Origin of the sequence: Allolucifera butyrica (assembly GCF_900476375.1) — a bacterium.
Lineage (GTDB): Bacteria > Bacillota > Negativicutes > Sporomusales > UPPP01 > Lucifera > Lucifera butyrica.
The window spans coordinates 1-11,855 of sequence record NZ_UPPP01000102.1; the positions used below are offsets into that span (position 1 = coordinate 1).

An 11,855-nucleotide genomic window follows, 5' to 3' on the forward strand; every position below is an offset into this window, starting at 1 on the left:
AATACAAGCGAATTTTTCCGTCGGATAAAATATTTATACCATTATTTATTCCATGAATAAAAAAGGAATGGAAAATAAATAGACCCATGGCCGGTTGTTTCGACCATGGGCGCGCTAAAAATCGCACTATTATTTACCATTTATGCAGAAGACCGAAAAATTCAGGTAATGTCATCATTCTTTACGTTCATTGCAAAGTTGGCAATGAATCCGACCCTGGCGGAAATCATCCACCCAAGTTCGTACCTTTTCTTCAATTTGATCTCTAACTTTTCTGAATCTCTCCATCTTTTCTTCCTCGGTTCCATCATAGGCCGCCGGATCTTCAAAAGGCCAGGACAGGCAGTTCCGCACTCCGGGAAATATTACCGGGCACTGCTTTTCCGCTTTTTTACAAACTCCAATCACATACCCGAACTGCACGCGGCCTAAAAATTCACGAAAACTTTTCGACCGCTCGCCACTTATATCTATACCAACTTCCTCCATCACCCGTATGGCATATAAATTGACTGCCGTAGGTTCTAGACCGGCGCTATAAGCTTCTATAATATCGCTGCCGTATTTTTTGAAAAAAGCTTCAGCCATCTGACTGCGGGCGCTGTTCTGCGTGCATAAGATAATGATTTTGTCCTTACGCATACACACCTCTGCCTTTCATAAATAGAATTTCAATTATACCTTGATTACATTGTAGCCCATACATTAACATCAAATATTATATTTATATTAATCTTCTGTAAATCCACAGCTATAATCCCAGAATTTATCCCCTATAATAATCCGGCAGACCAATAAAGACTCCCGCCAGTTTGCCTTTTAATCCATTTTCTTTAGATTCTGCGGGAACCAATGCCGGGTCCGGTTGCAGAAATTGCATACCGACAGCATCACCGGCACTTCTACCAGCACACCCACAACCGTTGCCAGCGTGGCTCCGGACTTAAGGCCAAAGAGGGATATGGTAACCGCCACCGCCAGTTCAAAGAAGTTGCTGGCTCCGATCAGCGCCCCCGGGGCGGCGATCGAGTGCGGTACGTTAAACAATTTAGCCAAGCTATACGCCAGCGTAGAATTAAAATATACTTGTATGGTGATCGGAATAGCAACCAGCACAATATTAAACCAGTTGCTTGTGATTGTTTCACCCTGGAAAGCAAAGATGATAACCAGCGTCATAAGCAAGGCAATAATAGTCACCGGCTTCAGCGGTGCTAAAAATTTAGTGTTGAACCAATCTTCCCCCTGCGCTTTGAGCAGTATTCTGCGCGTCAGGTACCCTGCGACAAGCGGGATAACGATATACAGCACAACAGACATGAACAGTACATCTTTAGGCACAATAATATTCGATACGCCTAATAAGAACATAACAATCGGTGCAAACAAAAACAGCATAATCAGATCATTAATCGCTACTTGCACCAGCGTATAGGCCGGATCGCCGTCAGTCAGGTAACTCCAGACAAACACCATGGCCGTGCAAGGCGCGGCCGCGAGAATAATCGTGCCGGCAATGTATTCACTGGCCAACTGGTCGCCAATCAAGCCAATAAATATGTGCTTAAAAAACAGCCAGCCGAGAAAAGCCATGCTGAACGGTTTCACTACCCAATTGACAAACAAGGTAATAAGCAGTCCTCTGGGTTTATCGCCGACTTTCAAAATTGCCATAAAATCGATTTTAAGCATCATGGGATAAATCATCAGCCAAATAAGCACTGCAATAGGCAGATTAACATGACTGACCTCCATTTGGCTTAATGCGGCTACCGCTCCCGGAAACAATTTGCCCAAAATAATACCAATTACAATGCATGCCGCAACCCATAAACTTAAATACCGTTCGAAAAAATCCAGTCTTTTTTTCGCTGCCATATAAACGCCCCTTTCTTTAATCACAATCGCGATACCGTTCTTTTTTCATCAGGGTTGGCCGTATGTTTTTCATATAGTCTTCAATTAGATCGAAGGCCTCCGGATTCATACTGTAATAAATCCATTTTCCTTCCCGTTTATCGCACACAATGCCGGCTTGTTTTAAAACCTTTAAATGATGCGATACTGCCGGCTGCGATATATTTACTGCGGAGAAAATATCGCACACACACATTTCACGTCCTAACAGCATATGGATAATCTCCAGCCGGGTCTCGTCGCCGAGGGCCTTGAAAACATCCGCTAAACCAGTCATTGGTTATCAGCACCGAATGTTTCGGCAATCCAGCGTTGAATTTGATCTCTGACGGTCCGGACACCGGCCAGGATTTCTTCCTCGGTACCAGTGAAACCTGACGGGTCGAGAAAACTATGGTGAATGTGCTGAGAGCCGCCGGGAAAGAAAGGACAGGCTTCTTTCGCGTTGTCGCAGACAGTCACAACATAGTCAATCTTCTGATCAACGAATTCGTTCATGTGCTTAGACCTATGGCCGGAAATATCAATACCAATTTCCGCCATCGCCCTCACCACATATGGGTTCAACTTACCCGGTGCAGTGCCGGCGCTGAGGGACTCATAGCAGTCGCCATACATGGCCCGGAGCAGTCCCTCCGCCATTTGGGACCGAGCCGAATTGTGCGTGCAGAGAAATAATACTTTCTTTTTCATTCGCATCCTACCATCTCCTTATCTTTAGCTTACTCAAGGCTTACATACTTTCTTACGGCGCCATCCTTTCTTACTATCCCTGCCTCTGTTACATATTTATATTCACGAATACGTTTATATATTATCGCAAATTAATCCGCCGGGCAACCAGCGGTAAGTAAAGTTTTTGTTAATTATTAGGCTTGCGCCAAAGGCAAAACTTTGCCTTCGGCGCAAGTTTGCTATCAGGAATATATTACCTTTCATCACCCGCAGTTACAGCCGCAACCGCAAGAAGATGCTTTCGAAGCAGTCGGCTCTTTACAGTTGGCGCTCAATATCACATCAAACTGCCTGGTCACTTCCGCTGCGACTTTATCGACCATGGCCCGATGCTCCGCCGTCAAGTCGCGGGTAGACAAGGCCGGGCTTTCGGCCATTTCACCACCGATTAAATCGGAAACAAACACCACACTGTTAACCTTGCCGCTATACTTTTCCGTAGCCCGTTTGGCGCAAGCCTTACTACAGCCGTCTACCGCAATGGTCGGATATTCCTTGGCAAACATTCGCTCTTCCTGGCCGCCGGCTAAAAACAGCGGCAGACAAATAGTTACTGTATGGTCGGGCCGAATTTCATCCATCATTTTACGGGTAGCTAACCGGGAGATGGTTCCCCCCAGACAATCTTCCCCACTGCAGGATACTACACCGATTTTGGTTTCTTCTGCCATCTTGCTATCTCCCTTCCCTTTGAATGTCGAGTATACACGCCTCTAACTTAACTGCAATCTCATCGACAATGGACCATCCGTCCGCCGTCAGTTCGGTAGCAGTTCCCGGTTTAGCGCCCTTGTGCAACTTCATTATATCAAGGACTTTGAACTCCGCTTTGATGTCGCCGCCCTTAGCACCCACGCTTTTGGCGGAACACATGGCCGGGCAGCCGTCAACGGTGATGCAGGGCTGGTTAGCAATACCGGCCTCGGCTGCAGCGTCTCCGGTAACAATATACGCCAGACACATGGTTTCCGCCTGTCCCGGACAGAGACAACTCGCGGTATGAAGCGCCGCTTCCCGGGCCATCAGGCCGTACACCTTTCCCATGCCGCTGCAGGGGATCACTTTAACTTTGCCGTTTGTTGACATGAAACTCCTCCACCTTTTTCTTTAATATTTTTAGGTAATCCTCCGCATTTAGCAGAAAGTCTTGCTCTTCCGTAAAATTAGTCAGTTCCAATTCCGCAATCCAGCCTTTTTCATACGGATTGTCATTAATCATTTCCGGCGAAGTTAGTAGTTCGGAATTGACCGCTGTAACCTTGCCGCTTACCGGGCAGACCAGTTCGAATACAGCTTTGCCCGATTCAATATCCCCAGCCTCGCCAAATTGATCGATCTCGGCCCCTACCACCGGCGGTGTGAAAAACATGATGTCTGATAGGCTTTGCTGCATATAGTCGGTCACGCCGATGCGCGCCCTGTTGCCTACCGGCTGCACCCAGCACTCGTTTTCCGTAAAATAAAAACCTAGGGGTGGAATCCGGAAAATAAACTTATCTTTCGTATGAGTGATGTACGTATCCGGTACCGGATACATGGTCTCCGCCATCATATCTGCTGGAACTTCCGCCTCTTTTACAAGCTCACCAGCCAACTCTGTACATAAAGTCAGCGCTTCTGTTCCCAGACGCAATGACGCACCGGCAAGTTGTATACCATGCCGCTGCGCTTCCTCCGTTACCGTAATTTTGCGGTAAATTTTCAATCCCTTCTCAGCGGCCAGTTTACTAGCGCAGCGGGTTGGACATCCATCCACTACGAACAGTGGATTTTCCTTGACAATTTTGTCATACCGGGCGTCAGCCACCCGGTAAAATACCGGACAAATCAGTTCACTGCCTGTTTTTTCACAAATGGCTAAAGTAATTTCCCTGGCCATTTGGCCAGCGCATTTGTCCAACCCATTACAGGGCAGAACGGCATATTTTTTAGTCATTACTTTCCCTCCCGCATGGCTTTAATCTTTTTCGTCACTTCGACTTTATTGGGAAAAGACAAGGCGTCGGGACCGCATGTTTTACCGCAGGCGCGGCAAAACACCACGCAGTTATGAGGATTTTTAACAACCAATTTAATTGCTTCGTTTTCTCTTTTCTCATAAACATTATGGGGGCAAAAATTGAAACATTCCATGCAGTAGTTACATTTTTCATAGTCAATTGTTGGTTTCCAGTCAATTTTTTCCCGGGGCACACCCATAAAAGTCTCTTCGCTCAACGTTAACCCTCCAGTTCTTCCAGCGCTTTAGCGACTTTTTCTACCGCCTGCTCGGTAGTCATATCCCGGATATCGAGTGGCACCAAATCTTTGTTAATATCCAGCCCGGCTGCCTTAAAGGCGTCCCGGAACATCTTGATTTGCATATTTCTGGCGCAAGCTCCGATCACCATCGGACGGTCGGCTTTCAGCATATCGGCTAAAAAACGGTCGCCGTCTTCTTCGCAGAGTTGAGGGTGAATAAAACCGTATTCTACCGGCATTTCCACCCGCACCTGATTAATAAAGTCCCAAATGTCCATTTTGCTAAAACCGGGGCATTTACCGGTGCAAACACACATGATAAAACCGGGTAATTTTTTCTCATCGTCTCCCATAATGAAAACCTCCTATCAAAATTGAAATCTAGATTATGCTTTATGGATGGCCCGGCCCACCGCATCGGCGCAAGCCTCCATTACCGCTTCGCTTAACGCAGGATGCGGGTGTACAAGGTCGGCCAACACATCCGCTTTAAGGCCCAACGACACTGCTATAGTCAACTCGGATATCAGCTCGGTCGCTTGCGGTCCTAAAATTTGTCCGCCTAAGACAATATGAGTCCTGCTGTCGGTCACTACCTTCACCAGCCCTTCCCGCTCCCCTAGACATAACGCCCGGCCATTGTTACGGAAATAAAACCGTCCGGTCCTTACCTCGCGCCCTTGTGCCGCCGCTTCGCTTTCATTGAGCCCAACGGTTGCCAGTTCCGGCTGTATGTATACACACGAAGGAACTGTTTGTTCATTCATAATCCGGGGAAAACCCAGGGCATTTTCCACTGCTATCCGGCCTTCCATATAGGCTTTGTGCGCCAGCAGCTTACCGCCGGTTACATCACCTGCCGCGTAGATACCCGGAACATTGGTCTCCATTTGTTCATTCACAATGAGCGCACCCTGTGCACTCATAGCCGCACTAAGAGAAGCCAGTTCTGGCGGCACCACCGGTTTTCGTCCGGTCGCCAGCAACACATAGTCAGCTTCCATTAAGATAATTTTGTCTTGAAACTGAAATTTGACTGCTACTCCCGCCTGGGCGACGGCAATTTCAGTGACTGTGCCGGCCAGATATACTTGGACGCCTTGCCGTTTTAAAATTTTAAGCACTTCCCCGGCCATTTCACTGTCGTCCTGTGGCAGTAGCTGTCTAGCCATTTCAATAATGGATACCTTACTGCCCAATCTGTTAAACATCTGCGCAAACTCCAGCCCAATTACCCCACCGCCGATAATTGCCAGGCGCTTCGGTATTTCCTCCAGTGTTAGCAGTTCATCGCTAGTGAGTACTCTTGGCAATTGAATACCGGCAATCGGCGGCCGTACCGGCTCGGACCCGGTGGCCACCAGCAATTTTTGACAGTGTACGGCCTCCACGCCATTGTCTGTCTCAACCGTTAGGCACTGTGGATCTACAATGCTGCCTTGCCCCCGGATAATGTGAATTTGCTCATGTTTTAACAGATGCTCCACGCCTAGCCGTAAGCTCTTGACCACCCGCTCTTTCCGCCGGTGACCTGCTGGCCATGATACGATCGATGGCTGTCCTTGGACGCCGAACTCCTGCCCCCGGCAACAAATACTGGTTAGTTCGGTCGTCCGCAATAACGCTTTGGTGGGAATACAACCGCGATTTAAGCAGACACCGCCGAACTCTTCCCTCTCAATAATGGCGACACTCGCTCCCATCTGTTTCGCCCGCACGGCCGCCAGATAACCGGCCGGCCCGCCGCCCAAAATGGCCAGCGTTACCTCATGCACCTGCGCCATTTTTACTCACCTCAAAAACACAGTTCAAATTATTATATAATCATTTTATAAAATATTAATATATTTAATATCATCATATTCCTGAATGCGCTGTCTGTCAATTCACCATTCAGTTTTATTTTTTATATAGTTATACCCATCTTCGGCATGATAAGAACTTCTAACCAGCGGCCCGCTTGCTACGTATTGAAAGCCCATTTTTTAGCAATTTCCTCATATTTTTTTATAACCATCGCGCGATACAAAAAGCGGCTCTCTCTGTAAGAATGCCGCTCAATAAACTATAAGTTATATATTTTTTATATCACCCTCTAATTTTGCCAGCAACTCACGCTGTCCCAATGCTTTTAGCTCCAGGGCCTTGGCGTTCAAGCGGGTTTCCATTTGTTCCATTTGCTTCATATCTTCATTCAACTGTTCCAGGCGTACTTCCATCGTTGCCATTTGTGTTCCGGTTTCCTGACGCTGTTTAAGGTAAGCGCGGGCTTGCGCCTCATCGGATTCAACCAGTTGTTTCGCCATTTGCTCATCGAAAGCCATTTCTTCTTTGAGTTTCTTTACGGACTGGTTGATGCCTTCCATTAACTTAGCAACTTCTTCTTTAGCTTTAAAGACCTCTTGCTTTTTCTGTTCCAAAAATTGAAGCTGTGATTGAATATCAGACGACATTGCCGGCGAATCATTTTTTGGTCTTTCATCATTCCTTGGCGGCAATGTTTGTTCTATTTTACCGCCGTTTCGCAATTCCCAAAGGTCATCTAGCGTAAATCTTCCCCTGTTAAGCTGTTCCATTGCGTTCCAATACTGAGTTTGCGATATCATTCCTCTGGCATATAACTTACGGATTTCTTCGAGCAATACTTCCCGTTCATTATTATGACGGTCCTCATGATAGCGTGGCGGAAAATCATTTCCACCACCGCAACAACCACCGTTTAGAAACATCTCCCAAATTCGGCCTCCTCCGCACATTCCTTGGTTCCTCCTTAACGTGTTATCCGGTTGAAAGGTTGTCCTTCTACGCTTGGGCCGCTTGGTGTCCGGATGCAGATTTTTTTTAATTTAATAAGTTCTGCTTCCACAGTGGCATTCATACTCAATTGGTTCAGTTTGTATTCTACATCGTCTTTATGGTCGGAAAACACCTCGGTGACGACTCCCTTACTGACTAATTCATCAATCGCCATGACCCTGGCCTGAGCCTCCTGAATCCGGGCTTCGGCCCGCTCTACCGTTTTTCCGATTGTTTCCGATTCATTACCAAGAGAAGTAATCAGTTCCTTGACCTTTAACTGTGCCTGGGAAGCGGAATAAACAGCTTTTAGCTCTTCTTTTTTGCCTTTAAATATACGGATTTTTTCTTTTAATTCTTCCTGGCTTCTGGCAACAGCCTGCAGGCGTTGGTCCATGTCTGCGATTTGAACGTCCAGACTTTTTATGCGTTGTTCCGTCTCCAGTCTTCTTTGGATGGCTTCTTTCGCTAAATCTTCCTGCCCCAGTTCAAGGGCTTTTCGCGATTGTCCTTCGTAAGTGCCGGCGCTTTTTAGCAGGGTATCGCGCTGCAGCTCCAGTTCCTTCTTGGATGTACCGAGCTGAACGGCATTAGCAGCCATAGCGTGTAAGCCTTCTTCCATCTTTACCAGGCTATAATCCAACATTTCATCAGGACTCTCCAGAGAGTCCATTCCTTTTTCCAATTTCGCCCCGAGCAAATTTTTCAGGCGGTTAAACAGATCCATGGTATTTCCTCCCTTGTGTTAATTAACTAATCCATTGCATTATCATTCAATAATAATTTTTCCGTACATGCCTTTTTCAGCATGGCCCGGGTATTGGCAAATATAGTAATACGTTCCTGCCTGATCTGCCACAAAGGAAATCGTGGCTGTCGGATATTGGTCAGACGAGGCTTCCTGAACCGGATGAATAAAGGACCCCGGATAAACTCCGCCTTGCATCATGCTCATATAATCATAGGGCGGGGCAGCGGAAGTAATTTCAACTCCATGGGGCATTCCCTCATCCTCATTGATCATTTCCAGCGTGACCTTGGTCCCTTGAGGGATCTTCAAGTCCGGGTTGACCAATCCGCCAATGACAAATTTTCCGTCTGCGTAGTCGGGTCCGCCCAGCATTACAATTTTTACGGCGTTGCCGGTATAGGTTATGGTATTACCGCTCTTATCAACCGTTGCGTTCGTTAGGGAATCATTCATATCCCTGTCGGCGCTTTGTTTATTTCTAAAGTCTACACCATTATTACCGCCGAACTGACTACCCATCATTCCGGAGTTGCCACCCATCATGCCGCTGTTACTTCCTCCCATCATCCCGTAACCGCCATAGCCATTATTCACTTGATTGGATTCAGCCTGAACCGGTGTCCCGAAATGGAAAGGTAACGCTATCCCGGAAACGGAAACAACGACCAAGGCGCCAATTAGTGAAAAAGCAAGAATCCAGTTTTTCTTGTTCATAAAATTGTCCTCCTAATATGCTTGTTGAAGTTTATGTCTCAATCGTAGCAGAACATTATGCATATTTTATGGAGATCCTGTGAAAAATTTGTGAAATCTAGAATACTAATCTAGAATACTTATGAAAGGATAAAGCGTATTACCCGGCATTCTTACGCCGCCAAAGCAGTGGGAAAAAGCCCGGAGTTACTGCCGCATACCTTACATAAGCCTCACCGAATTGTTCAATTGCTTCCCGCTCTTCAATCCGCGCCAAACGCACATACATTGTCACCAATACCGGATACATAAGCAGGGTCAGTATGGTCGGCCATTGCAGAAGAAATCCGGTCATAATAGCAATAAAGGCCACATATTGCGGATGTCTTATAAAATAATACGGTCCGGTTGTTGCCACTTTGCGCTTACGCTGTGCCCAATATAAGAAGACCCAGGTAAAGGCCAAGAAAAGAAGACCTCCTAATATTAACCAGTTACTCAGTTCGTGTACCGGATTCTGATGCGGATCACCATGCAATCCCAGTAATGTATACCAGATATGTCCGGCGTCATGTCCATACAGGTTGATTCCCGGATAATGCTTGCTCAGCCAGCCGGAAAGCAAATAGATGGTTAACGGGAAGCCATACATTTCGGTGAATAGGGCCACAATAAACGCCGAAAAAGTTCCAAACGTGCGCCAGTCCCGTAATGAACGGGGACGCGCAAAACTAAAGGCGAAGATAATAAAGATCAATGAATTAATAAACACAATATTCCAGAATCCATAATCAAACGTATGTCTCATTTAATCGTTCCTTTCCAGACGACATTTTTCTTGTTTCACTACTTTTTTAGCACTAACCATGCATAACGTACATCATAGCGATAAATGACGCTATGATAGCGGCCCATTGCAACCATTTTAAAAAGTGTTGCTGTCCAAGTGTGTATTCTCCGGCATCATTAAGATCCGACTGCTGATTCTTGTTATCGGGTTGCATCGTTATTCCCCCTGTATGTTTTGAACTATATCGTTTTTTTATAATACCAATCCTTTATGAAGAAGCTATGAAGAACCTGTGAAGAAGTTCTGTTTTTTACTGAATAACTGCATAGAGAAAAACAAAAATGGTAAACGCCGGAAGAACCCATCTTGGATTTTCCGGCGTTTATTATTTGGATGGCAAAATTTTTTTGGTGTTCGCGCCCGTTAACTATGTGCATAGGATAGGGTAAATGCATAAGGAGAGTGACAGTAAGTGGTCATAAGTCCCGATCTATGTGATTTGCCCGTTGTGATACGGCAAGGGGTAAAATGTTTTGAGCTGATGGCCGAACCGGTAAAACAGGAACTTTTGCCGGGAATATGGATTCAGGGCTGGGGATACAACGGCAGTATCCCTGGACCGACGATTCAGGTATTTCCCGGTGATTATGTCAGCATTCGTGTGTATAACGCGCTGCCGGAAGCTACCGCGATCCACTGGCATGGTATGAATGTGCCCAACGATATGGACGACGCACCGGATATAAACCCTTCGCTCCTCATCAAACCCGGCGAATACTTTGATTATCAGTTTCAGATTGTTAACCCGCCGGGAACCCATATGTATCATACTCATTTCAATGTCGCCAAACAGGAAATGATGGGCCTGGCCGGCGGGTTCATTATACTGGACCCTGACGGTCAGACGGCGGACCGGGACTATTTTATTATGCTGCAGGAATTCGCCGTCAAAGGCCTGCCCATGGGCGTGCTGAAGCCAGGCTGCTATGAGGTGAATCCCTTGAGTGACGACTTGCAGTTCTTCACCATGAATGGGCGATGTTTTCCGGCCACTGCGCCGCTGCCGGTGTGCTACGGTGAAAAAGTACGCATCCGTCTGGCTAACCCGGCAATGAAAACCCATCCCATCCATTTACACGGACATCAGTTTAAGGTGATAGCAGCTGACGGCAATGAGCTGAACGCCTGCTCTCAGCTAGTAAAAAATACCATACCGGTCGCATCCGGCGAAACCTGGGATATTGAATTTATGGCCCATAATCCCGGGATTTGGCCGTTCCATTGCCATATTCCCCACCATACCGCGAATAATATGACGCAACAGGCAGGCGGCATGTTTACCGTCGTCTGTTACCAGACGGATTAACGGCTCCGCTTCTACGTCTTTGCTGTTTACTTTCACCTAATTCATAAACTGAGCAACAACGGTATAGATGCCTAGCGAGCATACCAGTATATAGATAAATAGCAGTACCTTCTTTTCCCAGTTTTCTAACTTATACTTTTCCGGCAGCGTCTTCCACCCCAAGGCAAGTAAGAAACCTAAAACAATGGGTAATAAAAACATATTCATTACTTCTACCCCAATTGTTAACGTAATTAACGGCAGACCAAGCAAAACAAAGAGTGCTGCTATAACAATCCCGCCATTATAAAAACTATAAAATACAGGGGCTTGCTTCCAGGAACAATTCAAACTGCATGAGACTCCGAGCACTTCACCAAACGCCCAGGACATTGCCAAAGATACTACTATGGCGGCAATCAGGGCCGCTGAAGTTACGCCAACAGCGAAAAACACTTTGCCGGCAAAACTGCCCACAAACGGTACCAGGGCTTGGGCAATCTGCTGTACACTGGACAAAGGAGTGTCCGGATTTGCCTGCCCGATTGTAGCGGCGGTAAGAATCAAGACAACCGCCATAATAATTT

17 protein-coding genes are annotated in these 11,855 nt (G+C 46.5%); 1 reads left to right on the forward strand and 16 read right to left on the reverse strand.

Annotation, left to right across the window (positions count from 1 at the left end; all coding sequences use genetic code 11):
• Nucleotides 1-174: 174 nt before the first annotated feature.
• The 15 genes from LUCIF_RS20630 to LUCIF_RS26230 all read right to left on the reverse strand — a co-directional run bounded on the left by LUCIF_RS20630 (nt 175) and on the right by LUCIF_RS26230 (nt 10,137).
• Entirely contained in the window at nt 175-642 is a 468-nt protein-coding gene (locus tag LUCIF_RS20630) for an arsenate reductase ArsC (protein ID WP_122629729.1), read from the reverse strand.
• Between the two features lie 177 nt (nt 643-819).
• Nucleotides 820-1,878, reverse strand: a complete 1,059-nt coding sequence (arsB, locus tag LUCIF_RS20635; RefSeq protein ID WP_122629730.1) for an ACR3 family arsenite efflux transporter — start codon at nt 1,876-1,878, stop codon at nt 820-822.
• 16 nt (nt 1,879-1,894) lie between these two features.
• Nucleotides 1,895-2,194: an ArsR/SmtB family transcription factor gene (locus LUCIF_RS20640; RefSeq protein ID WP_122629731.1), complete on the reverse strand. Its 300-nt coding sequence runs from the start codon at nt 2,192-2,194 to the stop codon at nt 1,895-1,897.
• The gene (locus LUCIF_RS20645) at nt 2,191-2,616 is read right to left on the reverse strand and encodes an arsenate reductase ArsC (RefSeq protein WP_207858207.1); all 426 of its coding nucleotides are present in this window, start codon (nt 2,614-2,616) and stop codon (nt 2,191-2,193) included. Before LUCIF_RS20645 ends, LUCIF_RS20640 begins: the two co-directional genes overlap by 4 nt.
• 239 nt (nt 2,617-2,855) lie before the next feature.
• Nucleotides 2,856-3,323, reverse strand: a complete 468-nt coding sequence (locus LUCIF_RS20650) for a putative zinc-binding protein (protein WP_122629732.1) — start codon at nt 3,321-3,323, stop codon at nt 2,856-2,858.
• Nucleotides 3,324-3,327: 4 nt separating this feature from the next.
• A complete protein-coding gene (locus tag LUCIF_RS20655; RefSeq protein ID WP_122629733.1) occupies nt 3,328-3,738 on the reverse strand; it encodes a putative zinc-binding protein in 411 nt (136 codons plus the stop codon).
• A complete protein-coding gene (locus LUCIF_RS20660; protein ID WP_122629734.1) occupies nt 3,716-4,588 on the reverse strand; it encodes a putative zinc-binding protein in 873 nt (290 codons plus the stop codon). The genes LUCIF_RS20655 and LUCIF_RS20660 overlap by 23 nt, the downstream gene beginning before the upstream one ends.
• Nucleotides 4,588-4,869: a 4Fe-4S dicluster domain-containing protein gene (locus LUCIF_RS20665; protein WP_122629735.1), complete on the reverse strand. Its 282-nt coding sequence runs from the start codon at nt 4,867-4,869 to the stop codon at nt 4,588-4,590. Before LUCIF_RS20665 ends, LUCIF_RS20660 begins: the two co-directional genes overlap by 1 nt.
• A gap of 2 nt (nt 4,870-4,871) precedes the next feature.
• On the reverse strand, nt 4,872-5,246 hold the full coding sequence (locus LUCIF_RS20670) for a hypothetical protein (RefSeq protein WP_122629736.1): 375 nt from the start codon (nt 5,244-5,246) through the stop codon (nt 4,872-4,874).
• Between the two features lie 33 nt (nt 5,247-5,279).
• Nucleotides 5,280-6,677 carry a dihydrolipoyl dehydrogenase gene (lpdA, locus tag LUCIF_RS20675; RefSeq protein ID WP_122629737.1) on the reverse strand — a complete coding sequence of 466 codons (1,398 nt, stop codon included), beginning with the start codon at nt 6,675-6,677 and terminating at the stop codon, nt 5,280-5,282.
• Nucleotides 6,678-6,965: 288 nt separating this feature from the next.
• Nucleotides 6,966-7,622: a hypothetical protein gene (locus tag LUCIF_RS20680; protein ID WP_126720614.1), complete on the reverse strand. Its 657-nt coding sequence runs from the start codon at nt 7,620-7,622 to the stop codon at nt 6,966-6,968.
• Nucleotides 7,623-7,663: 41 nt separating this feature from the next.
• Nucleotides 7,664-8,416, reverse strand: a complete 753-nt coding sequence (locus LUCIF_RS20685; RefSeq protein ID WP_122629739.1) for a PspA/IM30 family protein — start codon at nt 8,414-8,416, stop codon at nt 7,664-7,666.
• Nucleotides 8,417-8,458: 42 nt separating this feature from the next.
• Nucleotides 8,459-9,154, reverse strand: a complete 696-nt coding sequence (locus tag LUCIF_RS20690) for a plastocyanin/azurin family copper-binding protein (RefSeq protein ID WP_122629740.1) — start codon at nt 9,152-9,154, stop codon at nt 8,459-8,461.
• A gap of 139 nt (nt 9,155-9,293) precedes the next feature.
• Nucleotides 9,294-9,941: a methyltransferase family protein gene (locus LUCIF_RS20695; protein WP_122629741.1), complete on the reverse strand. Its 648-nt coding sequence runs from the start codon at nt 9,939-9,941 to the stop codon at nt 9,294-9,296.
• Between the two features lie 52 nt (nt 9,942-9,993).
• Nucleotides 9,994-10,137: a hypothetical protein gene (locus LUCIF_RS26230; RefSeq protein ID WP_165866090.1), complete on the reverse strand. Its 144-nt coding sequence runs from the start codon at nt 10,135-10,137 to the stop codon at nt 9,994-9,996.
• A 258-nt stretch (nt 10,138-10,395) separates the two neighbouring features.
• Here LUCIF_RS26230 and LUCIF_RS20700 point away from each other — a divergent pair, with 258 nt between their 5' ends.
• The gene (locus LUCIF_RS20700) at nt 10,396-11,289 is read left to right on the forward strand and encodes a multicopper oxidase family protein (protein ID WP_207858209.1); all 894 of its coding nucleotides are present in this window, start codon (nt 10,396-10,398) and stop codon (nt 11,287-11,289) included.
• Nucleotides 11,290-11,325: 36 nt separating this feature from the next.
• Here LUCIF_RS20700 and LUCIF_RS20705 read toward each other — a convergent pair.
• A partial coding sequence (locus LUCIF_RS20705) for a divalent metal cation transporter (RefSeq protein WP_165866091.1) occupies nt 11,326-11,855 on the reverse strand: 530 nt, incomplete at its 5' end.